The following is a 24,136-nucleotide window of genomic DNA, read 5'->3' on the forward strand; positions in this document are numbered from 1 at the left end:
CGGCTCCCGGTCAGGCGGCTTCAGCGCAAAGCGCCTTGCCGAATAATAACTGGCTGCGCATTGCAGAAATGTCCGTCTTGTTCTGGATCAGCTCGAAGTACCAGGGACCGTCCTTGACATCGCCGTACAGTACCGCGCCGATGATGTGCGGACCATTGATTACCAGGCGCTTGTAGACGCCGCGGCGCGGATCGCGCAGCACCAGGTCTTCACTGCCCACGCCGCCGATAAAATCGCCCGCGGAGTACAAATCGACGCCGGTGACCTTGAGCTTGGTGGCGGTGGCCTGCTGCACATAGCGCCGATGGCCGGCGCCCGCCAGATGGGCGCCGCAGACACGCGCCTGGTCCCAGATCGGTGCCACCAGTCCGAAGGTCGCCATGCGGTGCTGCACGCATTCGCCTACCGCGTAGATGCGCGGATCATAGGTTTGCAAAGTATCGTCGACCACGATGGCGCGTTCGCAATGCAGGCCGGCCTGCTGTGCCAGGCCGATGTTCGGGCGCACGCCGGCGGTCATGACCACCAGGTCGGCCGGTATCTCGTTGCCATCCTTGAAACGCACCGCCGTTACCTGCGTATCGCCGATGATCTCAGCTGTCTGAGCGTTCAATAAAAAGCGCAAGCCTTTCTGTTCCAGTGCCTTTTTCAGCAACACTGCCGCCGATTTGTCCAGCTGCCTTTCCATCAGGCTGTCCATCACATGCACCACGGTCACATCCATGCCCTGCCGCAGCAGACCGTTGGCGGCTTCCAGGCCCAGCAGGCCGCCGCCGATCACCACCGCATGCCGATAATTGCGCGCCGCCGCCAGCATGGTTTCGACATCCTGGATATCGCGGAAGGCGATCACGCCGGGCAATTGATGGCCAGGCACCGGAATGATGAAAGGCTTGGAGCCGGTCGCCAGCAGCAAGCGGTCATAGCGGATGTCAACGCCGGCGCGCGAACACACCAGGCGGCGATGGCGGTCGATGCTGACCACCGGATCGCCGGCATGCAAGGTGATGCCGTTCTGGCCATACCACTCGCGCGGATTGAGCATGATGTCGTCCATGTTCTTGTCGCCGGCCAGCAGCGGCGACAGCAATATCCGGTTGTAATTGCCATGCGGCTCGGCGCCGAACACGGTGATGTCGTACAGCTCCGGCGCCAGCTTGAGCAGCTCCTCCACGGTGCGCATGCCGGCCATGCCATTGCCGATCACCACCAGCGATGGCTTGTTGGCAGGTAGCGGCCTGGCGTTCATGCGCCGACCCAGACCTTGCCGTCGGCGATACGCGCCGGATAAGCACTGACCGAATGCTCGGGCGCTTCCAGGCATTCGCCGGTTTGCAGGTCGAAATGCTGTTTATAGATGGGCGAAGCGACCACGATCCGTTCGCCCAGGCTGCCAACCAGTCCGCGCGACAGCACCGACGCCTCTGAATTGGGATCGTAGTTGCCGATCGCGAAAACCCGATGCTCGCCGTCGATGACATGGAAAATCGCAACCTGCTCACCATTGATCAAGGCGCAAACGCCGGTATTCGGCACGATGTCGTCCAGCGTGCAGACTGCAATCCAGCGCGTACATTGGAGGTCATTGTGCATGGGATTTCCTTTAAGCCGTTTCAACCACAACCGGAATAGTGATGCGCTTGCGTTCTTGTATGGTGGCCGGGCGGATCTGGCTGCGCTCTGCCACGAACACCACGTTGTTGTCAGCCTGGTCGCTGTTGACGAAATGCTGGAAGCGCTTGCGGGTCTCCTGGTCGGTCACGGCTTTCTTCCATTCGCATTCATAGGTGTCGACCACATGCTGCATGTCGGCCTCCAGCTCGGCGGCGATATTGAGCTTGTCTTGCACCACCACCTGTTTCAGGTAATCGAGGCCGCCTTCCAGGTTGTCGCGCCAGACGCTGGTGCGTTGCAAACGGTCGGCGGTGCGGATGTAGAACATCAGGAAACGGTCGATGGTCTGGATCAGTGTCGCCTTGTCGAGGTCGGCTGCCAGCAGTTCGGCATGGCGCGGCTTCATGCCGCCGTTGCCGCAGACGTACAGGTTCCAGCCCTTCTCGGTGGCGATGATGCCGACGTCCTTGCCTTGCGCTTCGGCGCATTCGCGGGTGCAGCCAGAGACGCCGAACTTGATCTTGTGCGGCGCGCGCAAACCCTTGTAGCGGTTTTCCAGTTCGATCGCCAGGCCGACGCTGTCGTCCAGGCCGTAGCGGCACCAGGTCGAGCCGACGCAGGATTTGACCGTGCGCAAGGACTTGCCGTAAGCGTGTCCGGACTCGAAGCCGGCGGCGATCAGTTCTTCCCAGATCAGCGGCAATTGTTCTACCCGGGCGCCAAACAAATCGACCCGCTGGCCGCCGGTGATCTTGGTGTACAAGCCGTATTTCTTGGCGACCTGGCCGACGGCAATCAGGCCGTCCGGCGTCACTTCGCCGCCGGCCATGCGCGGCACCACGGAATAGGTGCCGTCCTTCTGGATATTGCCGAGGAAATAATCGTTGGAATCCTGCAGCCCGGCGTGCTCCTTCTTCAGCACGAAATCGTTCCAGCAGGAAGCCAGGATACTGGCCGCGACCGGTTTGCAGACGTCGCAGCCGAGGCCTTTGCCATGCTGTTCCAGCAAGGCGAAAAAGGTCTTGATCTGGCCGACCTTGACCAGGTGATACAACTCCTGGCGTGAATACGGAAAATGTTCGCAGACATGGTTGTTGACCGCCATGCCCTGTTTCTTCATTTCGGCCTTCATGACCTGCGTCACCAGCGCCACGCAACCGCCGCAGGAAGTGCCGGCCTTGGTGCAGCTTTTCAACGCGCCGATGCTGGTGGCGCCGGCGTTCACCGCCGCGCACAAAACGCCTTTGGAGACATCGTTGCAGGAGCAGATTTGCGCCGAGTCCGGCAGGGCGTCGACTCCCAGTCCGACTTTCACCTGGCCATCGGCTTGCGGCAGAATAAGGAATTCAGGCGAGGCCGGCAACTCGATACGGTTCAGCATCATCTGCAGCAAGGTGCCGTACTCGCTGGCGTCGCCCACCATGACGCCGCCCAGCAGGAATTTGCCGCATTCGGAAACCACGATTTTCTTGTAGATCTGTTTGCGCTCATCGGTAAACTGAAAGGAACGGCTGCCGGCTTCCTTGCCGTGCGGATCGCCTATGCTGGCGACGTCGACACCCATCAGCTTGAGCTTGGTGCTCATGTCGGCGCCGGTGAATTCCGGTATGACTGCGCTGCCATCGGCCGTGAATTCCGCCAATATCTGTTTGGCGGCGATACGGGCCATGTCGTAGCCGGGCGCCACCAGCCCGAACATGCGGCCATTCCACAATGCGCACTCGCCGATCGCGTAGATATCCGGATTAGAGCTGCGGCAGCTGTTGTCGATCACGATGCCGCCGCGATCGCCAACCTTCAAGCCGCTGTCGCGCGCCAGTTCGTCGCGCGGGCGGATGCCGGCCGAGAACACGATCATGTCGGTATCCAGATGGCTGCCGTCGTCGAAATTCATACGATGCGTGCCAGTCTTGCCGTCGACGATTTCCAGCGTGTTTTTTTGCGTATGCGCGGTGACGCCCAGTTCTTCGATTTTCTGGCGCAGGATGCGGCCGCCGCTTTCATCCACCTGCACCGCCATCAGGCGCGGAGCGAATTCCACCACGTGGGTTTCCAGCTGCATGTCGCGCAGCGCCTTGGCGCACTCCAAGCCCAGCAGTCCTCCGCCGATCACGACGCCGGTCTTGGAGCGCTTGCCGCATTCCAGCATCGCTTCCAGGTCTTCGATGGTGCGATAGACGAAACAATCCTTGCGCTGGTTGCCGGCCAAGGTTGGCACGAAGGGATAGGAACCGGTGGCGATCACCAGTTTGTCGTAAGGCAGCGTTTCGCTGACGCCGTTGATATTGAACGCAACCGACTTGGCGGCGCAGTCGATCAGTTGGGCCTTGGCGTTCAGCTTGAGCTGGATGGCGGTGCGCTCGAAGAAGCCCGGCTCCACCAGCGACAAGTCCTGCGCCGATTTTCCGGCGAAAAATTCCGATAGATGCACGCGATCATAGGCGGGGCGCGGCTCTTCGCACAGCACCGTGACTTCCATGCCAGGCGCCTTTGCTTCCGCCAGGCATTCGAGAAATTTGTGACCGACCATGCCGTGCCCGATGACGATGATTTTCATGCTGCTATCCCTTGAGCGGTTGCGCTGCGGCCGGCTAATGCGTTGTCATGCAATTCCTGTTCCTGCGCCTTGTGCGCCGGGCTGAAGCGCACTGCAATCGCGCATAGCGCCGAGAGCGCTACCAGCACGCCGAGCACGCTCAGGGTCTGCTGGGTATCGCCCAGGCCTTTCATCAGGAAACCGGCGGCCACCGCGCCGACATTGCCGCCGGCGCCGATGATGCCGGCCACGCCGCCCAGCGCTTTGCGGTCGATGAACGGCACCAGCGCATACGTCGCGCCGCAAGCCATATGGGTAAACAAGCCGAATGTCAGCATCGCGGCCACCGCCAGCATGGCGCTCTCGGCATGGGCGAACCACAGCAGTCCCAGGCCTTCGCCCAGCATCAATGCAAACAGCAAGGTGGCGCGGCTATCAAGACCCGCGCCTGATTTGCGGTTGGCCAGCTTGTCCGATACCCAGCCGCCCAGCGCGCGCGCAAACAAGGCCAGCAAACCGAAGCTGGCGGCCGCCATGCCGGCGCTTTTGAGCGACAGGCCGAAATGGTCGACGTAGTAGATCGCGGCGATGTTGTGGATGAATATTTCGACGCCGAAGCAAGCGCCGTAGGTGACGAACAGCAGCCACACCCGGTAGTTGGCGCTGGCCGCCCGGAAGCTGGCCCAGCCACCTTTTTTGCCGCCTTCGGGCGTAATGCCGCGGGCGCGCATTTCGGCGTAATTGCCTTCCGGGCAATCCTGCGTATAGCGCCAGTACAGCGCCGCCATGATCAGCATGAACACGCCCGGCACCAGCAAAGCCAGGCGCCAGCCCATGCTGCTGCTCACGCCCAGCATCAGCAAGGCCGCCACCAGCAACGGCATCAAACCTTGCGCTGCGCCGCCACCACTGTTGCCCCAGCCGGCCGAAGCGGCATTGGCGGTGCCGACCACGTTGGGCGCGAACATGACCGAGGTGTGATACTGGGTAATCACGAAGCTGGCCCCCACCGCGCCGATGCACAGACGGAAGAACAGGAAGCTTTCATAGCTCTGCACCAGCGCCACGCCGAACACGGGCAAGGCGCCGATCAGCAGCAGCCCGGCGTAGGTTTTGCGCGGACCGTAGCGGTCGCACAGCGGACCGACCAGCAGCCGCACCAGGATCGTCACCGCCACCGCCGCGATATTGATGTTGGCGATTTGCGCCATGCTGAGGCCGAGCTGCCCTTTGATCAATGGCATCAGCGGCGCGCAGGCGAACCAGGCGAAAAAACACACGAAGAACGCCATCCAGGTCAGATGGAAGGCGCGCATCTGCGGCGTGCGCAGGCTGAAGAGCTGGATACTGGTCGCTTTGCTGGTCATGTTGTCCACCGTTTTTGTCTTCAAAAACAAAAAGGCGTCCTCTCGCTCAACCGGCAATGCGGTCGAGTCGAGAGGACGCCTTTGTCCGACAGATCCATCGTTGGATCTGCTTCAGAATGTGTGGGATCGTCGTTGATCCTGCCTGTTGTTGAGCAAAGGCCGTGCCATCCTTTCAAACCCTTGATTTCATTGGGTTTACGGCCTGGGCTTACGAATTGGACAAGCGCAATGCGCTCTGCGCCGGTGCGGCAGCAGCCATTCTTGCTTGAAAATGGTGCGCCGCACTCTGTTTCAGTGCAAAGTTAGATCGCCTGCCACCCTTCGATCCCGGTGAACATCGCCGCGCCTATCAAGAGTGCGCCGATCATGCGGCCGGTGATGGCGCCGCCGCGCGGATTGCCCTCGAACCAGCCGTTGACGCGGCCTGAGAGCAAGGCGATCGGACCATACACGGCGGCCTGGGTCAACCAGGTGATTACCCCCAGCACCAGCGCCTGCCTCCAGATCGGACCGGCATCGATTTTCAGGAATTGCGGGAAGATCGCCAGCATGAAAACGTAGGCTTTCGGGTTAAGCAAGCTGGTCAGCATGCCTTGTAAAAAAGTGGTCGCCGGCGCCTTGGCCGGCGTGCTCCGTTCCGCGCTGGCCGTAAGACGGAAGGCGTTCTCGCTGCGCAGCAAAGACCAGCCTATCCAGGCTATGTAAACGGAGCCTGCCAGCAAGACCAGGTTGAACAGCGCCGGCCATAATTTCAGGATGACGGCCAGGCCCAGCACCGCCATGACGATGTGACAGATGCCGCCAGCGATGATTCCGGCCACCGCGGCCAGGCCGGAGCGGCGTCCGCCCACCAGCGCGCTTGCCATGATGAAGGCCATGTCCAGGCCGGGTAGTACGATGACGCCCAGGACAATCATGAAATAAAGCCAAAGATTAATCGATTGCATTTTTGTAGTCTCCCGATTTGAGAACGCATTGTCGTTTTTTGCCGCTGAAACCAAGATAAAATGTATTTAGGACAGAATTAGCCCTATATATAATTTATTCTTTGCCTCATGTACCACCCGACCACACGCGTACTGGCAGTGCTGGAACTGCTGCAAACCCATGGCCGCATGAGCGGGGCCGAGATGGCTGCGCGCCTCGAGATCGATGGCCGCACCTTGCGCCGCTATATCGTGACGCTGGAAGAAATGGGAATCCCGATTACCACCGATCGCGGCCGCCACGGCGGCTATGCGCTGATGGCAGGATTCAAGCTGCCGCCCATGATGTTTACCGATGACGAAGCGCTAGCCCTGGCGATCGGCTTGCTGGCGGCGCGCAGCTTGGGGCTGGCAGAGGCTGCGCCGGCGGTGGCCAGCGCCCAGGCCAAGCTGGAACGAATCATGCCGTCCAATCTGAAACGAAGGGTCAGCGCGGTCGATGAAACGGTCAGGTTCGACTTCTCGCAAGCCACCTCGCCCGACAATAATGCAGCCTTGGTAGCCCTCAGCGCCGCGGCGCAAACCCGGCAGCGGGTGCACATGCACTATCGCAGCGCGCAGGGTGACGACAGCGAACGCGATTTCGATCCCTACGGCCTGGCCTATCGCGGCGGCCGCTGGTATGTGGCGGGCATGTGCCATCTGCGCAAGGATTTGCGCTCGTTCCGGCTGGACCGGGTCGGCCAGGTACGGCAGCTGGACCAAGAGTTTACCCGGCCGGCGAATTTCGACGCGCTGACCCATCTAGCGTTTTCCGTCGCCTCCATTCCACGCGCTTTCGCCATTGAAGTGCTGCTGAAGACGGATCTGAAATCCGCGCGCGAACAGTTGTTCGATGCCATCGGCATCCTCGAACAAACCGAGGACGGGGTGCTGCTGCACAACCAGTCCGACGACCTCGACTGGTTTGCGCGGCAGCTGGCGCACCTGCCGTTTGCGTTTGAAATCCATCATCCGGCGGCGTTGCGCGACGCCGTCACAAGCTGCGCGCTGAGGTTACTGCAGCTGGCAAAAAAATAGTTTCACGGCTGCTGGTACTCCTTGGCCCGGTATCCAATCACTGCCTGCCAAGAGTGACAGTATTCTTCCCGGCCGCCACAAGGTAAACTGGCTGTGATGTAAATTCAACGCCTTACAGTTCTCCGCAGAACAACAAGATGGGGAAAAAACATCGTCCGGGCCTTAAAACGAGGCCCTTCCAAGAGCTTTGCGGCATCTACGTGATATCCTGAGCGTTCTAAAACACACCGCATTTGTTGTCAATGAATACACCTGTTGCTGCTTCTACTCCCAACCCTGTTCAAACTGCCCGCGTTCTGCTCAAAGAACTCCAGGATAAATTCGCGGTATTTCGCGATTACCTGCCGCTTGCCATCGGCATCGACAAGCAACTCATCGCGCTGTCGCCTGAAATCAATCGGAAGACTTTGCGTATCGCCCTGGGCATGCACACCAACTCGCTGCGCTATCTGAAAGGGATGGAAAAGGCCACACACCGTTTCGATCTCGAAGGCAATAGCACGGACGAAGTCACCGACGTGCACCGCACGCATGCTACCGAGACTTTGCGTGAACGTTTCAAGAAAAATGCGGAACAACGCAAACTGCAACGCGCCGCCGAAGCTGCACAACTGGCGGCCGAAAAAGCCGCGCAGCAGCATGCGGAAAAGCTGAACCAGCTTACCGCCAAATTCTCCCGCAATCGCTGACATAGCGGGCCGGCTTGCTCTAGGCAAACCGGCCTGCGTTGCTTGCCTGCTTATCTTGCCTTCGATATTCGGCCGGCCTGATTAGCCGCTGTTACACAATGTTAACGATAACAGCGGCTTGATATCCTGACGTTGCACGACAAGAAATTCCCAAATTATTTATGCGTCAGCCGCCAGATCCAGTTGGCGTCCATATCCGTTTTTGCATTTTCCTCGCCTGAAGAACATTCACGTGATGGCGTCGTTTTCGCCAGCGCCGCGCAATAGGCAATCTTGTTGTTTTTATTGGTTTTCCTTTGTGTCGCACGCCGCGTGTAGCCGTCGCCAAAGGCGACAATCGCATCCAGCATTGCGCGCAATTCACTGCCATTGCCCAGATGGCTCGCCATCTGTCGCCAGACATCAGCCTGATTCCAACGCATGAAACGCACATAAGAGGTTTGCCAGCGGCCGAACTCGGGCGGCAGGGCCGACCATTTGGCACGCTCGGCGACTACCCACAGCACCGAACGGAAAAACAGGCGATTGTCGCGGCCACTGACGCCAGGATCGTTATCTCCTCCGAGCAACAAAGGTTGCAGTTGTTGCCAATGCTCTTCTCGCAGTTCCCGTAGCTCCTGCAGTTCCATATTGCACCCTGATGGTGGCCATCAAAATTGACCACTCTATTTTTGATCATTTCGAACAAAAAATGCATAAGGGATTACTGAATTCTGCAAGTGCAGATGACGTCACGGCTATTTGATCAGCTTGAGTATTTCGCGGAATCTGGGATGTTCGCTGTTGCGCATCCATTCGAACAGGAGCATTTCGCTGGTAACGATTTCCGCACCGGCGGCGCGGGCACGATCGATAGCCGCAACCTTGTCGCCGGCTCGGCGCGAGCCGATGGCGTCGCTGACCAGCTTGACGCGCCGCTGCCGGTGCAACAGGCCGAGCACAGTTTGCAAAACGCACACATGCGCTTCGCAACCTAGCACTACCAGCTCATCGCGGCCATTCTCCGTTGCGGCCAGAAATTCCGGTTGCGCGCAGGCGTCGAAACTGGATTTCTCTATGTTCTGGTCCAGCAACGCATCGATGGATGGCACCGTGCGCCCCAGACGCAAGGGCTGCTGCGCCGTGCCGATCACCGGAATTGCCAGCAGGTGCGCAGCTTGCGCCAGCAATACGGCGCGCCGCAGGACATGCTCACCGTCGCCTATCACCGGCATCAGTTTTTCTTGCAAATCGACAATCAGCAGCGTCGAACTAGAGGCATCACAGAGATAAGGCATTGGCTAACCGGCAGGTTGATTCAGACATATTCGATTTTATACCCTGCCGCGCACTTTCTCAGTCGGATGGCGCATGCCGCCAGGATCAGACTCGTTCCAGCACCAGTGCAATCCCCTGCCCGACGCCGATGCACATCGTACACAGCGCATAACGTCCTTTGATCCGCTGCAACTGATTGACCGCCGTGGTCGCCAGCCGGGCGCCGGAAGCGCCGAGCGGATGGCCGAGCGCGATCGCGCCACCGTTCGGGTTGACGCGCGGATCGTCGTCGCGCAGACCAAGCTGCCGCAGTACCGCCAATCCCTGCGCTGCGAAGGCTTCGTTCAGCTCGATCACGTCGAACTGATCCAATCTCAGGCCGCTCAGCGCCAGCACCTTCAAGGTAGCGGGCGCCGGGCCGATGCCCATGATGCGCGGCGCGACACCGGCGGTCGCCATGGCGACGATCCTTGCTCTTGGCGTCAAGCCGTATCTGGCGGCATTGGCTTCATCGGCCAACAGCAAGGCGCATGCACCGTCGTTGACTCCGGAGGCATTGCCGGCGGTTACGCTGCCGTCCGGCCTGACCACAGGTTTCAATCTGGCCAGCGCTTCCTGGCTGGTGGCGCGCGGATGTTCATCCTTGTTGACGATGATCGCCTCACCTTTTTTCTGCGCGATCGTCACCGGCGTGATTTCGCTATCGAAATAGCCGCTCTCTTGTGCAGCGATGGCCTTCATCTGGCTCGCCAACGCCAGCACGTCCTGGTCGGCACGGCTGATGCCGAATTCGACGGCGACGTTTTCGGCGGTCTCCGGCATCGAATCAACGCCGTATTGCTGCTGCATCAGGGCGTTGATGAAGCGCCAGCCGATGGTGGTGTCTTCCATTTTTACGCTGCGGGAAAATGCACTCTCTGCCTTCGCCATCACAAACGGCGCACGGCTCATGCTCTCGACGCCGCCGGCGATCATCAGTCCAGCTTCGCCGCTCTTGATGGCGCGCGCCGCCGTACCCAGCGCATCCAGGCCCGAGCCGCACAAGCGGTTGAGCGTGGCGCCCGGCACTTCCGGCGGCAGGCCGGCCAGTAGCGCCGACATGCGCGCCACGTTGCGATTGTCTTCTCCCGCCTGGTTGGCGCAGCCGTAGATGACATCGGTCACGGCTTGCCAGTCGACCTGGGGATTGCGCGCCATCAGTGCACGGATGGGAACCGCGCCGAGATCGTCGGCGCGCACGCTGGACAAGGCGCCACCGTAGCGGCCGAAGGGGGTGCGTTGAGCGTCGCAAATGAAAGCGTGTGACATGGATGAATTCTCCTGAATCGGTGTGATCGGCGCTGCGTGATCAATGCGCCTTGATAAGCGTTACTGCGGTCAGTTTTTGCAATTCTTCGAATGACAAACCGTCGACGATGGCAGTCACTTGCGCACCTTGCGGGGTGAGATCGATCACCGCCAGGTCGGTGTATAGGCGGCTGACGCAGGCGATGCCGGTGAGCGGATAGGTGCAGTTGTCGACCAGCTTGCTTTCACCGGCTTTAGTCAGATGCTCCATCATCACATAGGTCTTCTTGGCCCCGATCGCCAGGTCCATCGCGCCGCCCACCGCCGGAATCGCATCGACCGCGCCGGTGTGCCAGTTGGCCAGGTCGCCGCCGGCGGAAACCTGGAACGCGCCCAGCACGCAGACATCCAGATGGCCGCCGCGCATCATGGCAAAGCTGTCGGCGTGGTGGAAATAACAGCCTCCCGGCAGCAAGGTCACCGGCTGCTTGCCAGCATTGATCAGGTCGTAGTCTTCCTCGCCTTCGGCCGGCGCGGGACCCATGCCGATGACGCCGTTTTCGCTATGCAAAATGATTTCGCGACCGGCCGGCAGCTGATTCGCCACTAGCGTCGGCAGGCCGATGCCGAGATTGACCACGGCGCCATCCGGAATATCCTGCGCCACGCGCGCCGCCATCTGTTCTCTGCTCCATTTATTCATCGTCTTCTCTCTTTTTGTCTATTATCGTTGCTTGAACCCGGCCGGGCCGGTGGCGCTGCGCGGCACTTGCACCACGCGTTGTACGTACAATCCCGGTGTGACGACGCTCTCGGGATCGAGGCTGCCCAACTCCACAATCTCGTGCACCGAGGCGATCGTCACCTTCGCCGCGCTGGCCATGATCGGGCCGAAGTTGCGCGCCGTCTTGCGGTAGACCAGGTTGCCCCAGCGGTCGCCGGCCTCCGCCTTGATCAGGGCGAAGTCGGCGTGGATCGGATGTTCCAGCACATACATCCTGCCGTTGATTTCGCGGGTTTCCTTGCCGTCGGCCAGTTGCGTCCCGTAGCCGGTCGGCGTGAAGAAGGCGCCGATGCCGGCGCCGGCGGCGCGTATCCGTTCCGCCAGGTTGCCTTGCGGGACCAGCTCCAGCTCAAGTTCACCGGCGCGGTACAAGCCGTCGAACACCTGCGAATCGGCCTGACGCGGGAAAGAACAGATGATCTTGCGCACCCGCCGCGCTTTGAGCAGCGCGGCCAGGCCGGTTTCGCCGTTGCCGGCATTGTTGTTGACGATCACCAGTTCGCGCGCGCCCTGCGCAATCAAGGCGTCGATCAGTTCTGCCGGCTGGCCGGCGCCGCCGAAGCCGCCGATCATGACCGTGGCGCCATCAGGAATATTGGCGAGGGCTTGTTCTAGCGAAGGGATAATTTTGTTGATCATGGCTCTTTACGAACATTTCAGTTGAAAATCACAATAAAGTTCTTATAATGAACAAATATTCGTATAAAGAACTTATTTGAAAAGAATAGTCAGCTGACAGGTCGATGTCAACCGCTGATTTGTTGCGCCTGCACGTCTGCACTAGACACAAAATGAAAGTTGAACATGCCGCATCCATCCGATCAAGCCGATCCCAAGCCTGGCGACAGCTACGTCCAGTCATTTGCCCGTGGACTCGCCGTGCTGCGCAGCTTCGGCGCGCATGCGCCGGCGCAGACGCTGACCGAAGTCGCCGCCGGCGCCGAGTTGACCCGCGCCGGCGCCCGGCGCATCTTGCTGACCTTGCTGCACCTGGGATATGTCGAGATGGATGGCCGCCTGTTCCGCCTGACGCCGAAAGTACTGGAACTGGGCTTCGCCTACCTGTCGTCGCTGCCGGTATGGACCCAGGCGCAGCCGGTGATGGAAGACCTGGTGCAGAGCCTGCGCCAATCCTGCTCTGCCGCCGTGCTGGACGGCGACGAGATCGTCTATGTATTGCGGGTGCCGGCGCACAAGATCATGTCGATCAACCTCGGCGTCGGCAGCCGCTTGCCGGCCTATTCGACTTCGCTGGGGCGGGTGCTGCTGGCGGGATTGCCGGACGAGGTCGTGCAGCAACGCCTGGCCGTGGCGTCATTGCCGCCGCATACGCTGCATACCGTGACCGATCCGCAGCGCCTGCACGAGATCATTCGCCAAGTGCGGATACAGGGCTGGTGCCAGGTCAACGAAGAGCTGGAGCCCGGACTGGTGTCGATGGCGGCGCCGGTGGTCGACCGCAACGGCCGCGTGGTGGCCGCCATCAACATCAGCGGCCAGGTCAACAATCCGCCACCGGCGCAGTTGCTGGAACATTGCCTGCCGATGCTGCTGGCGGCGGCAGCCAAAATCAACTTGCTGGTGCGTGCGCAAAAATGACGCTAGGCCGAGAACATCTGGTCGAATTGTTTTACCAGTTCGCTCAGGAAAAGCTTGCCTGCAATGCTGATATGGCGACGTGACGCATACAAAGCGTAGATCGACATGGGCGGCGGCGCCCAGCCTGGCAACACCACGCTGAGCCGACCTTCTGCAATATCCTGGCGGCAGAGAACGTCGGACATGCGCGCGACGCCAAGCCCGGCCAATGCGGCCTGCCGGATCACCAGCAGGTTGTCGCTGGAAAAACGTATGCGGGTTTCCACCTCGGCGTGTTCCTTCTGCGGTCCGATCAGATGCCAGCGTGACGACTCTTCGGCGCTACCCCAGCCGATCGCATCGACGCCCGACAGCGCATCAGGCTCGGCGGGACAACCTGCTGACTCGATGACAGCCGGCGTGGCGACCAACAGATAGGGAGCAAACGCCAGCCGTTGCACAATCATGTCTGAATCAGGCAGGCTTTGCGCTGATGGCAACAGCACCAGGTCGAAATGCTTGGTCAGCGATTCAACCGTACCCATGGTGCTGCTGAGACACAGACGAACGCGGGGATGGGCGAGTGCGAATTCGGTGGCGACGCGGCCGACAATGACCGAGGCAAGTGCAATCGGGCAGGCAATGTGCAGGCTACCGTGGGCTTCTTCCTGGCTGTTGTGCGCCAATGTCATCGCCGCATACGTTTCCGAACGGATGCTGCGCCCGTGCTCATACAGCTGCCGGCCAATCTCGGTTACTTCAAAATAGCGGGAATTGCGTAACAATAAATGCACGCCGAGCTGCTCTTCAAGCGCTGCGATGCGGCGGCTCAACCTGGACTTCGGCACACCGGTGCGCGCGCTGGCCGCACTAAAACCGCCGGCCTCGATCACTTCCACCAAGAGCATCAAGTCATCCGCAGCGCCGGTCAACTGACTCACCCGTTCCGGGCCGAATGCAGCAACACTGGATTTTCGCATCCTCACTCACCTCATACCGGGTAGCAACATGCCAGGCTGGACATGTCTGTCGGCTTTCTATTCAAGCAATTTGCCGTTTTTCCCAAATGTTGAAATATCTGGTTCCAGAGTGTAGACGCAGTTGTCCCGACAAGAAATGGCAATACGATAAGCAGCCATACCAGGCCGCGTTCCAATTACAGGACGTTGCTTCCCGAAATTACCCATTGCTAGAGACTCCTTTTGCTCGCTATCTTCAACCTCAAGCGTTCACAGATAACGCTATAAATGGAGACTAAAGTGCGCAATATAAATTTCAAATTCATTCCTGTTTTTTCTATTCTTGCAGCGGCTTGCAGCCAGTCCAACGCCCAGTCAGCCACACAGATCTACGGCTTGGTCAACTTGGGCATTTCATCGCAACAGCTAAGCGGACAGTCGCGCGTTTCCACCGTCAGCAATGGCGACATGACAACCTCCTTCTTTGGCATACGCGGCTCGGAAGACCTGGGCGGGGGACTGAAAGCCGTCTTTACCATGGAAAGTTTCTTCCGGGCCGATACCGGCGAACTCGGGCGCGGAAATTCCGATGTCATGTTTCAGCGGCAGTCATGGGTGGGCTTGTCGCAAGACGGCGCAGGCAGCTTGCGCATAGGCCGCCTGCCAAGCCCTAACTGGCTCACCACCATCAGATTCGGCCCGTTTGGCGGCGCCTCCATCACTCCCTATATCCTGCAAACCTATCTGCCCAGCGCGCTGCAGCCAATGATCACGGGCAGTTCGACCAGCGATGCATCGTGGGCTAACAGCGTCGGTTACAGCTCGCCGGTCTGGGCCGGCTTCTCGATGCTGGCTGTCTATGCAATGAGCGAAGGCGGCAGCAACGGCAAACGCTTCGGCGGCAGCTTCAACTACGAAGCCGGCGCTCTTGCCGCCTCCTTGTCATTTGAAAAACTCAGCCAGATGTCCTTGCAATTCGGCGCGCCCGTACCGGCGCTGGTGACCGCTGCCCGCCCAAATTACGTAGCAACCGATGACAATACGGCGCAACTCGCCGTCGCCTACGATTTCAATGTACTCAAGTTGTTCGGCCAGCTGAGTCAGACTCGGCTGCAAAATACCACCCCCATTGAAATCACGCTGACCACCTCTCAGCTGGGTGTTTCTGTGCCTGCCGCCGGCGGCAAGCTGATGGCGTCCTGGGCGCAAACCAGAATGCAGCAAACCGCAAAAACCGATCTCCAGCGCGCCACATTCTCGTTTGGCTATGACTACAACCTGTCCAAACGCAGCGACGTCTATGCCGCGCTGATCTCGGACAAGGTCAGCAATCTCAGCCGCGGCAACGGTTTCACCATCGGTTTGCGCCATAGCTTCTAACGGTTTCGCGCTCCTCTCACTCACCACGGACGACAATATATGACTGAAAATCCGACTCAACGTCGCAATCAAAAAACAACCGTACTGCTTGACACGGCTTTAGGACAGTTACGCGGCTATGAGCAAGACGGCTTGCATTCTTTTCATGCGGTTCCTTATGCCCAGGCGCCGTTGGGCCAGCTGCGATTTGCCGCCCCGCTGCCTGCAGAAGCATGGGATGGCGTGCGCGATGCGCAGCAACCCGGGCCGATTGCGCCCCAGCTGCCGTCGCGCCTGAGCCTGGCGATGGGTGATTTCGACCTGCCGCAAGATGAAGACTGTCTGACCCTGACGATTCGCACACCCGCCGCCGATGGCAAGCGGCGGCCGGTAGTGGTCTGGTTCCACGGCGGCGGCTATATCAGCGGCGCCGGCGCGTTGCCCTGGTATGACGGCAGCCGGCTGGCAAGCGAAGGCGACCTGGTCTTTGTCAGCGTCAACTATCGCATCGGCGCCCTGGGCTATTTGTACGCGCCGGGCATTTCACCCGGCAACCTGGGGCTACTGGATCAAAGGCTGGCGCTGGAATGGGTCCGCGACCATATTGCCAATTTCGGTGGCAACCCCGCACAAATCACGCTGATGGGACAATCCGCAGGTTCGCATTCGATCGCTTTGCTGCTGGCGCAATCGGGCGCAGCGCGAGTGCCGGCGCAGCGCGCAATCATGCAAAGCGCGCCATTGGGGCTGAAGCTTTATGAACCGGAACAGGCGACCGTTATCGCAGAAGTTTTCATCAAGGCGCTCGGCATAGATCCCGGACATGCCCAAGCGCGCGCCCGGATTTGCCAGGTTTCGACACGCGCCATACTCGATGCCCAGGCCGCCACTTTCCGCTTCGTGATTGCGCAAGCCAAACCTGGCGACCCTGTGGCGTTGCCGTTCATCCCAACCGCTGACGGCGTCATCCTGCCGCGCTCGCCAGAGATGGCGGCGGCCATGCAAAAAGCTGCGGCCAGACTGGATGTATTGATTGGCAGTACCCGGGAAGAAGCCAATGTCTTCTACTATCGTCTTCCGGCCGTGCAGGCCTTGACCGAAGCGCCGATTCCCCCTGCAGAAATAATCCGGCTGAGCGCACGCCGTCCGGGCGCCTCGGCAGCCCAGCTGCTGATGGATTTCGCGGGTGAACAACTGTTTCTAGGCCCCACCCTGGACTGGGCCATGCAGGCTGTTGAAGACGGCCGCCGGGTACATTTGTATCAGTTTGACTGGCCCTCTCCCAATCACGAGCTGGCTGCCGGCCATTGTCTTGAATTGCCATTTGTGTTCGGCACCCGCACTGCATTTGCAGATGCGCCAATGATGGCCGGCGCCGACATGTCGCAAGTCGATGCGCTATCGGCCATGATGCGCGCGAGCTGGATCGGCTTCATCCGCAACGGCAACCCCAATCACGCCGGCATTCCTCCGTGGCCGCTTTTTGACGCTGCACACAGAGCAACCATGCGCTTCGACGTGGTGTCGGGAACGGTGGGCGACCTGGCCGGCAATGCGTGGCAAGCATCATGAGCCAGGCCAGCCAGATTCCCGGCCCACGGAACCCGGCCACCAACAGCCATGCCATTCCGCAGCAGCGGGCGCTCGATCAGGAAGGCAGGATTTCGCGATGGGATTTGATCGTCATTTGCTTCCTGGTGGTTTTTTTCGACGGCTTCGACACTACCTCGATTGGTTTTGTTGCACCGACGCTGGCGCGTGAATGGGGGCTACCGGCGCCTGCCTTCACTCCCGCATTCGTAGCGACCAGCATGGGAGCCGTGCTCGGCTATATGATCAGCGGCCCGCTTGCGCGCCGCCTCGGCAGCCGGCGGGCGATTTTCTGCAGCGTGCTGCTGTTTGCAACGGGCTCGATGGCGACTGCCCTCGTTGCCTCCTTGCCTAGCCTGGCCATATTGCGCTTGATTACCGGCGTCGGCCTGGGCGTGACCTTGCCGGCAGCCGTCGCGTTGGCGTCCGCATATTGTCCGGCGCGCCATCGGGAAGTGATCGCGATAACCGTGACCGCCGGCATCGGCCTGGGTAGTGCCTTTGGCGGCATGCTCGGCGGCCACCTGATTGCAGAATACGGCTGGCGCTCCGTATTCTGCCTGGGCGGCTTGCTGCCGGCCCTGCTGTTGCCATTTATCTGGTGGCGCTTGCCCGCCGCAACATGTTCAAATAATCTGCCAGGTCAACAATTCGATGTTCCGCCACCCTCATCGGAAACATCGATCCGAGCACTCTTCAGGGGATCGCTGGCGCTGCCCACCACACTGCTGTGGAGCTTCTCCTTCCTGATTTTCATCACTGTCTATGCCCTGTATTTCTGGTTGCCGATCTTGCTGCTGGATTTTCACTTCAGTCCCGGTGAAACACCTGCCGGGATTGCCTTTCTCAGCATCGGCGGCTTGCTCGGAGCGCTTCTTCTGATTCCCTTGTCGGCACGCTTCGGGGCCGCACGCGTGCTGATTTTCAGCTCTCTGCTTGGTGCAGCGGCAATTGCCGTTGTGGCCGCCATCGACCTCACCCAGCAACAGGCATTGTTAGGAATTGCCGTCATCGGCGCCGGCCTGCTGGCAGGAACCATCGGCCAAAGCGCCATCGCCGCCACGCTCTACCCAGCCGCCGCACGCACCACTGGCATAGGTTGCGCAGCAGCGGTCGGCCGCATCGGTTCCATACTCGGACCGGCCGCGGGCGGGCTGCTGCTGGCGCTGCAGCGGCCAACCAGGGAAATTGTCTTGAGCGCCTGCATTCCGGTATTGATTGCCGCAGTCGCCATCGCGGCCTTCCATGCCTGTCAGCGCAAACCATCCTAGCGGGCATGCACATACTGTTTTTTTCCAATAGCAACAACATAAGATACGGAGACATCATGCATAGTATTCATTCATCATTCATCGTCGCGGCATTGTTTGCAGCAGCGCTGACCGGATGCAGCGGCGGCGACAGCATTGCCAATTTGCCGGGCGCCAATGGCACTGTGGCTCAAACCGACAGCGGTGCGGTACAAGGCGCTACCCAGGACGGCATACTTGTATTCAAAGGCATCCCCTACGCCGCGCCGCCAGTCGGCCCGTTGCGCTGGCAGCCGCCGCAAGCTCCGGCTGCGTGGAGCGCAATCCGTCCGGCGCAAAGCTTCGGCCACGATTGCATGCAGCTGCCGCTTAGCTCGGATGCTGCGCCTTCCAGCGGCCTGGTGCCTGACGAAGACTGTCTGGTCCTCAATCTATGGCGTCCCGCCGATACAACACAAAAGAAGCTGCCCGTCGTCGTCTGGATTTACGGCGGCGGTGGCGTCAACGGCAGTTCCGCATCTGCGGTTTACGACGGTACGCAATTTGCCAAGCAGGGGGTGATACTGGTCAGTTTCAACTATCGCCTGGGCCGCTTCGGTTTTTTCGGCCATCCCGCATTGACCAAGGAAAATCCGACCGGATTATTGGGTAACTATGGCTTCATGGACCAGCTCGCGGCGCTACACTGGGTGCAACGAAATATCGGAGCGTTTGGCGGCGATGCCAATAACGTCACGGTATTTGGCCAGTCTGCCGGCGGCTTTGCGGTGCATGTCTTAATGACCTCGCCGTTATCCAAAGGAATGTTTAACCGGGCCATCGCGCAATCAGGTGGCGGCCGCGCGCAATTCGTACCGGGCCGCCGCTTGCATGAAACCGGGCCCAACGGCCTGCCTTCAGGCGAGCAGGTCGGCGTTACGTTTGCCGGCAGTGTCGGCATCAGCGGCGAAGACGCCACCGCATTGGCGGCGTTACGCGCGCTACCGGCGAATACCATTGTCTCCGGCTTGAATATGGCAACCCTTGGCGCGAATTTCAACACTTTTTCCAATACCATGATCGACGGTCAGCTGATCGTCGACGAACCTGGGAAGATATACGCGGCCGGCAAGGCCTGGCCGGTGCCACTGATCGTCGGCGCCACCAACGCAGATCTGGGCTTTCCGAGCGCAACCACCATGGACCAGGCGCTGGCATCTTTTGCACCGGCCAACCGGGCCGCAGCGCTGGCCGCCTATGATCCGCAAGGAACCGGCAATGTGGCCGCAGTAGCGATACGCATTGCCAGCGATCAGTTGATGGTCGAACCCGCGCGCTTCGTCGCACAGACACTTTCTGCACAGGCAATGCCGGTCTACGAGTACCGGTTTTCGTATGTGGCGACTTCGATACGCAATCAGGTAAGCGGCGCGCCTCACGCCAGCGAGCTGCCATATGTCTTCAACACCTTGAACGCAAGCTACGGCGCGGCGGCAACCAGCCAGGATCAGCAAATGGCTCAGCTGATGAACAATTATTGGGTGGCGTTCGCAAAAACCGGCAGCCCCAATGGCAGCGGCTTGCCGCAATGGTCACGGTATGACGTAAAAAGCGATGCTTTGCTCGACATGTCCGCCGCCGGTGCAACCCGAACCGCCATCCAGCCTGATCCCTGGAAGACGCGGCTGGATCTGATCCAGCAATTGAATTGAGGCAGAGCGTCTGACCGGCAGCGCAGGCGGAGGCCGGGACTCCATGCCCGGACTCCGCCGTATGCAAATTTAGTGATGACAGGAGCGCGTCTGCTTTGGCAGCTCGCCGAAACGCTGGCGGTAGTAGGCGGAAAAACGCCCCAGGTGGGCAAAGCCCAGGGCGAAGGCAATCTCGGTGATGTTTGCCGAGGGTTGCGACAGCAGTTGCCGACGCGCCGCATCGAGCCGGATATTGCGCAACATGTCCATCGGCGTGACGCCATGATGCTGATGGCACAACGCATTCAATCCCCGTACGCTGACCCCGGCCACACGCGCCAGATCGGCCAGCGATAGCGGATCGCACAAGCGCTCCTGGATATACCGTTCCAATGCGTCGAGCCGCTTGAACTTGCCGGCGCCGGTTACGTTTTCGGACGAAAGTGTTTCCGCAGTCTCTGGAATTATCAGAGAAGTCGCTGTCAGCTGTGACCACAAAAATTGTACAGCGCCTTGCTCGAAATGATTAATCCATACGGCATGTTGTTCGGATTGCGCTGCCAGGCCAAGCACGCCCAACAAGGATTGCATCAGCAATTCCCAATGCGGCGACATTTGTTCCGGCAACAAGAACAGCGAGGGAATACAGGCGATGCCCGTGGCGTCAGGTGCGCCGATCATGTCAAACAGGGAGGCCGGGATTTTCAGTATCAATTGTTCGGAGCCGGCCTGCCACCACAGCCGCAAATTCTTTTTTGGTGAAATCACCGCTGCACGCCCCTGAGGAATGCATATTTTTTGCCCGTCCGACTCGATTTCCGCAATGCCGTTCAGCGTCATGTGTACCAATACGAAACCGTCAAACAGTTTGGGCCTGACGACGACTTCGGCACCATACTTCAGCATGAAAACCTGCATTTGCCGGATAGTCGCCTTGAACAACACCGTATCGACATTGTCGCCTTTCCAGTACAAGTCATGCGCAGACAGTTCCCTGGCGACCTGCACGTGGCAATCGACCTTCTTGCTGGACTGAAATACATGGCGCCGGTAGAGCGGCGCCAGGCTAAGTGATTGGCTGTGCATATCAACCTCGTATCGGTATGCCGTCACTGGCACGCTCACATATGGTAAACCTTTGCGCAGAAAACGTACAATATCGATTCTGTCGCCCACTATGCTCTGGAGGTATATTGGAACTTCGTCATCTCAGGTACTTCAGCGCACTGGCCAGCGAGCTGAATTTCAGCCGCGCCGCCGAGCGCTTGCATATCGCCCAGCCGCCTCTGAGCCGGCAGATCCGCCAGCTGGAGGAGATTATCGGCGTCGAACTGGTGAATCGCGATTCACGCCCCATCGCGTTGACCAAGGCCGGCAAGTTTTTTTACGAGCAGACGGTGCAAGTGCTGTCGCGCATCGACGAAATCCAGGCTGCCACGCAGCGCATCGGCAGCGGCCAGCAGCATTGGTTCAGCATCGGTTTTGTGCCGTCGACCTTGTATGGCTTGCTGCCTGAGCTGATCAAGCGCTTTCGCCAGAATAACGCCAGCATCGAGGTCGGCTTTTCAGAACTGATCACGATGGAACAGATCGAGGCCTTGAAATCCGGGCGCATCGATGTCGGTTTCGGCCGTTTGCATATCGACGATCCTGACATTGTTTGCCAGACCATTATCGAGGAACCTTTGGTCGCGGTGTTTCCGGTCGGCCATCCGCTCTTGAAAAAAACCAAGGTGGCGCTGGCCCAGCTGGCCGCAGAAGACTTCATTTTGTATCCAGCCAAACCGCGCCCCAGTTATGCCGACCAGGTATTGAAAATCTTTGCCGAGCGCGGCCTCAGGCTGGCGATCGTCAAGGAAGCCAATGAAATGCAAACCGCCATCGGCCTGGTCGCCGCCGGGGTCGGCGTGGCGCTGGTGCCAGAGTCGGTGCAGGGCTTGCATCGGGCCGATGTGGTTTATCGTCCGCTCTCAAACAAGGGGGTGTTTTCGCCGGTGATCATGAATTTCCGTGCTAACGATCATTCGCCGGCGCTGCAAAATTTCCGCGCGCTGGTGGCTGGCATTGCGCCGATGCTCCTCAGGTCAGGAAATCCTGCAGCAGGCGATTGAAAGCATCGCTCGCTTCGATATTCGACAGATGCGATGCCAGCAACTCGGCATAGCGGGAATTACCGATGCGGCTTTGCATGAAATGCGCATCAGCGGCCGTGGTCACCGGATCATGCCGGCCGACGATCAGCAAGGTCGGCGTCTTGATTGCGGCTATGCCTTCGCGTAAATCCGCGTCTGCAAGTGCCTGGCAACAGCCGGCATAACCTGCCGGCGAACAAGTGCGCAAGCTCTGTACATATTGCGCGACCTGATCCGGCGCATGCGCAATAAAAGCGGGTGTAAACCAGCGACCGGCGGCGCCGTCGGCGACGTCGTCCATGCCGCTGGCCAGCACCAGCTGGGCGCGCGCGTGCCAGCCTTCGGCCGTGCCTATGCGTGCCGCGCTGTTGGCGATCACCAGCTTTTCCAGGCGCGAGGGGGCGTGAATCCCCAGCCACATGCCGATCATGCCTGCCATCGAGATGCCGCAGAAATTGACTTTCTCGATATCCAGCGCATCCAGCAACTGCAGCACGTCGTTGCCCAATTGCTGCACCGTGTAACGACCGGCTGGCACTGCCGACTGACCGTGACCGCGCGTGTCGTAGCGAAGTACCCGATATTGCCGTTGCAGGAATTGCGCTTGCCGCTCCCACATCGACATGGTGGTGCCTAGCGAATTCGAGAGCATGACGACAGGGGCGCCGGCGGGACCGTCCAAGGTATACGCAACATCTTCGAAATCAATCTTCAGTATCGGCATCTTGCTATTTTCCCTTGCTGATCGGGGTGGCGCCAGGCGCTTATGATCAGCTAGATGTTATGCGCTAGCGCGCGGGCGAACGATATCGGCATGCGGCAGGGCTGGCTGTTCTGCATGCAAGGTAAAGTTGAAATCTATCGAGTAGAACGGCGCGCTGACCTGATGCGCATCCAAGGCCGCCGGATCGCTGATGCGTACCAGGGCAGGCACCAGGCCTTCGCGGGTGGCGAAGGCAAAATCGTCCCACAGCAACGGATCGCCCTCGATGTTGATCTGGGTAGTGAGTTTGCGATGGCCCGGTGCGGAAACGAAGAAATGGATGTGCGCGGGGCGTGAGCCGTGGCGTCCGAGTTGTTTCAACAGCTTGTCGGTGGCACCGTCCGGCGGCACGCTGTAACCCAGCGGAACCACGCTGCGGAAACGATAACGGCCTTGTGCATCGGTGCGTATGCTGCGGCGCAGATTGAAAGCCGGCTGGCTCTGGTCGAAATGAGAATAGCCTCCCAGATGATTCGCATGCCAGACTTCAACCAGCGCGCCGGCCAGCGGCTGGCCGCCAGCGCCCAACACCTGGCCTTGCATGAACAGCACTTCACCCGGTTCGCTACCGTTGTCGAGCCTTGCGTCGCCAACGGTCTCCGGCGCGCCGGCGACATACAACGGTCCTTCGATGGTGCGCGGCGTGCCGCCGCTGATGCCGGCGTAGGCTTCCGCTTCATCCATGCGCAAATCCAGGAAATGCTCGAAGCCGAGTCCGGCTGCGATCAGGCCGTACTCGCCGGAACGGCCGGCTTCGGTCAGGTAGTTGACGGCCACCCAGAACTCCTCCGGCTGCACATCCAGATCCTCTATCGCATAAAACAGATCCTGTACGATGCGATTGACGATTTCCTTGGTGCGCGGATTGCCTTTGCCGGTTTCCGTATCGCGGATTTTTTTCAGCAATGCGTTGATGGTGTTCTTGTCCATATTGTCTCCTCAAACGTGTAATTGATATAGGGTGGGTTATTGCAACAGGCCTGCCATCAGCGTTCGTCCGCGTGAATCGAAGACGGGTGACGGCATAAAGCCTCCACCTCGATCTGCATGTACGGGAATAGCGGCAAGGACGTCAGCAGTTCGTGCAGCTCGCTGGAACTCTCGACATCGAAGATGCTGATATTGGCGTATTGGCCGACGATACGCCATAGATGACGCCATTTGCCAGACTGCTGCAAAGTCTGCGCCAGTTCGCGCTCGGTTTTCTTCAACTCGTCCGCCCTTGCCTGCGGCATATCTACGGGCAGCCGGACCTCCATTCGTACCTTGAATAACATATCGTCTCCTTGGTTTTT

General features: G+C 59.8%; 23 protein-coding genes. 8 read left to right on the top strand and 15 right to left on the bottom strand.

From position 1 onward, the window contains the following. Window positions 1-10 precede the first annotated feature (10 nt). The 5 genes from ABI171_RS01165 to ABI171_RS01185 form a co-directional block, all read right to left on the bottom strand. Window positions 11-1,249, bottom strand: coding sequence for an FAD-dependent oxidoreductase (locus ABI171_RS01165; protein WP_348090795.1), 1,239 nt, complete (start codon window positions 1,247-1,249; stop codon window positions 11-13). Further along, a complete protein-coding gene (nirD, locus tag ABI171_RS01170) occupies window positions 1,246-1,593 on the bottom strand; it encodes a nitrite reductase small subunit NirD (protein WP_348090796.1) in 348 nt (115 codons plus the stop codon). The genes ABI171_RS01165 and nirD overlap by 4 nt, the downstream gene beginning before the upstream one ends. A 10-nt stretch (window positions 1,594-1,603) precedes the next feature. After that, a complete protein-coding gene (gene nirB, locus ABI171_RS01175; RefSeq protein WP_348090797.1) occupies window positions 1,604-4,171 on the bottom strand; it encodes a nitrite reductase large subunit NirB in 2,568 nt (855 codons plus the stop codon). Further along, complete coding sequence (locus ABI171_RS01180) at window positions 4,168-5,517, bottom strand: MFS transporter (RefSeq protein WP_348090798.1); 1,350 nt, start codon at window positions 5,515-5,517, stop codon at window positions 4,168-4,170. The genes nirB and ABI171_RS01180 overlap by 4 nt, the downstream gene beginning before the upstream one ends. A gap of 302 nt (window positions 5,518-5,819) precedes the next feature. Further along, on the bottom strand, window positions 5,820-6,464 hold the full coding sequence (locus tag ABI171_RS01185) for a LysE family translocator (protein WP_348090799.1): 645 nt from the start codon (window positions 6,462-6,464) through the stop codon (window positions 5,820-5,822). 108 nt (window positions 6,465-6,572) lie between these two features. Here ABI171_RS01185 and ABI171_RS01190 point away from each other — a divergent pair, with 108 nt between their 5' ends. Together ABI171_RS01190 and ABI171_RS01195 are read left to right on the top strand one after the other, a co-directional pair. Next, window positions 6,573-7,523 carry a YafY family protein gene (locus tag ABI171_RS01190; RefSeq protein WP_348090800.1) on the top strand — a complete coding sequence of 317 codons (951 nt, stop codon included), beginning with the start codon at window positions 6,573-6,575 and terminating at the stop codon, window positions 7,521-7,523. Between the two features lie 242 nt (window positions 7,524-7,765). Continuing rightward, window positions 7,766-8,212 (top strand): ProQ/FinO family protein, encoded by a 447-nt coding sequence (locus ABI171_RS01195; RefSeq protein WP_348090801.1) that lies wholly within the window; start codon window positions 7,766-7,768, stop codon window positions 8,210-8,212. 155 nt (window positions 8,213-8,367) lie between these two features. On the opposite strand, the gene ABI171_RS01200 is transcribed toward ABI171_RS01195, so the two are convergent. The 5 genes from ABI171_RS01200 to ABI171_RS01220 form a co-directional block, all read right to left on the bottom strand. Beyond that, window positions 8,368-8,841, bottom strand: coding sequence for a transposase (locus tag ABI171_RS01200; protein WP_348090802.1), 474 nt, complete (start codon window positions 8,839-8,841; stop codon window positions 8,368-8,370). A gap of 108 nt (window positions 8,842-8,949) precedes the next feature. After that, window positions 8,950-9,489, bottom strand: a complete 540-nt coding sequence (locus ABI171_RS01205) for an isochorismatase family protein (RefSeq protein ID WP_348090803.1) — start codon at window positions 9,487-9,489, stop codon at window positions 8,950-8,952. Between the two features lie 85 nt (window positions 9,490-9,574). Next, complete coding sequence (gene pcaF / locus ABI171_RS01210; RefSeq protein WP_348090804.1) at window positions 9,575-10,777, bottom strand: 3-oxoadipyl-CoA thiolase; 1,203 nt, start codon at window positions 10,775-10,777, stop codon at window positions 9,575-9,577. Window positions 10,778-10,817: 40 nt separating this feature from the next. Further along, the gene (locus ABI171_RS01215) at window positions 10,818-11,459 is read right to left on the bottom strand and encodes a 3-oxoacid CoA-transferase subunit B (protein WP_348090805.1); all 642 of its coding nucleotides are present in this window, start codon (window positions 11,457-11,459) and stop codon (window positions 10,818-10,820) included. Window positions 11,460-11,480: 21 nt separating this feature from the next. After that, complete coding sequence (locus ABI171_RS01220) at window positions 11,481-12,179, bottom strand: 3-oxoacid CoA-transferase subunit A (RefSeq protein WP_348090806.1); 699 nt, start codon at window positions 12,177-12,179, stop codon at window positions 11,481-11,483. Between the two features lie 165 nt (window positions 12,180-12,344). Between ABI171_RS01220 and ABI171_RS01225 the strand changes: the two genes are divergently transcribed. Continuing rightward, window positions 12,345-13,139, top strand: coding sequence for an IclR family transcriptional regulator C-terminal domain-containing protein (locus ABI171_RS01225; RefSeq protein ID WP_348090807.1), 795 nt, complete (start codon window positions 12,345-12,347; stop codon window positions 13,137-13,139). A gap of 2 nt (window positions 13,140-13,141) precedes the next feature. Here the strand turns inward: ABI171_RS01225 and ABI171_RS01230 are convergent, their stop codons facing one another. Next, entirely contained in the window at window positions 13,142-14,098 is a 957-nt protein-coding gene (locus ABI171_RS01230) for a LysR substrate-binding domain-containing protein (protein ID WP_348090808.1), read from the bottom strand. A 279-nt stretch (window positions 14,099-14,377) separates the two neighbouring features. On the opposite strand from ABI171_RS01230, the gene ABI171_RS01235 reads away from it, so the two are divergent. Genes ABI171_RS01235 through ABI171_RS01250 form a run of 4 tightly spaced genes read left to right on the top strand, consistent with a single transcriptional unit; the run spans window position 14,378 to window position 19,967 of the window. Next, on the top strand, window positions 14,378-15,457 hold the full coding sequence (locus ABI171_RS01235) for a porin (protein ID WP_348090809.1): 1,080 nt from the start codon (window positions 14,378-14,380) through the stop codon (window positions 15,455-15,457). A gap of 39 nt (window positions 15,458-15,496) precedes the next feature. Continuing rightward, the gene (locus ABI171_RS01240) at window positions 15,497-17,008 is read left to right on the top strand and encodes a carboxylesterase family protein (protein WP_348090810.1); all 1,512 of its coding nucleotides are present in this window, start codon (window positions 15,497-15,499) and stop codon (window positions 17,006-17,008) included. Next, complete coding sequence (locus ABI171_RS01245; protein ID WP_348090811.1) at window positions 17,005-18,297, top strand: MFS transporter; 1,293 nt, start codon at window positions 17,005-17,007, stop codon at window positions 18,295-18,297. The genes ABI171_RS01240 and ABI171_RS01245 overlap by 4 nt, the downstream gene beginning before the upstream one ends. Window positions 18,298-18,353: 56 nt before the next feature. Further along, a complete protein-coding gene (locus ABI171_RS01250; protein ID WP_348090812.1) occupies window positions 18,354-19,967 on the top strand; it encodes a carboxylesterase family protein in 1,614 nt (537 codons plus the stop codon). 69 nt (window positions 19,968-20,036) lie between these two features. Here the strand turns inward: ABI171_RS01250 and ABI171_RS01255 are convergent, their stop codons facing one another. Then, window positions 20,037-21,032, bottom strand: coding sequence for an AraC family transcriptional regulator (locus ABI171_RS01255; RefSeq protein ID WP_348090813.1), 996 nt, complete (start codon window positions 21,030-21,032; stop codon window positions 20,037-20,039). Window positions 21,033-21,139: 107 nt separating this feature from the next. On the opposite strand from ABI171_RS01255, the gene ABI171_RS01260 reads away from it, so the two are divergent. Next, window positions 21,140-22,057 carry a LysR family transcriptional regulator gene (locus ABI171_RS01260; RefSeq protein WP_348090814.1) on the top strand — a complete coding sequence of 306 codons (918 nt, stop codon included), beginning with the start codon at window positions 21,140-21,142 and terminating at the stop codon, window positions 22,055-22,057. On the opposite strand, the gene pcaD is transcribed toward ABI171_RS01260, so the two are convergent. Genes pcaD through catC form a run of 3 tightly spaced genes read right to left on the bottom strand, consistent with a single transcriptional unit; the run spans window position 22,026 to window position 24,118 of the window. After that, window positions 22,026-22,802: a 3-oxoadipate enol-lactonase gene (gene pcaD / locus ABI171_RS01265; RefSeq protein ID WP_348090815.1), complete on the bottom strand. Its 777-nt coding sequence runs from the start codon at window positions 22,800-22,802 to the stop codon at window positions 22,026-22,028. The genes ABI171_RS01260 and pcaD overlap by 32 nt on opposite strands. A 57-nt stretch (window positions 22,803-22,859) precedes the next feature. Beyond that, window positions 22,860-23,771 (bottom strand): catechol 1,2-dioxygenase, encoded by a 912-nt coding sequence (catA, locus tag ABI171_RS01270; RefSeq protein WP_348090816.1) that lies wholly within the window; start codon window positions 23,769-23,771, stop codon window positions 22,860-22,862. Between the two features lie 56 nt (window positions 23,772-23,827). Beyond that, window positions 23,828-24,118: a muconolactone Delta-isomerase gene (gene catC / locus ABI171_RS01275; RefSeq protein ID WP_348090817.1), complete on the bottom strand. Its 291-nt coding sequence runs from the start codon at window positions 24,116-24,118 to the stop codon at window positions 23,828-23,830. Window positions 24,119-24,136 lie beyond the last annotated feature (18 nt).

This window comes from Collimonas sp. (genome assembly GCF_039923675.1).
Lineage (GTDB): Bacteria > Pseudomonadota > Gammaproteobacteria > Burkholderiales > Burkholderiaceae_D > Collimonas.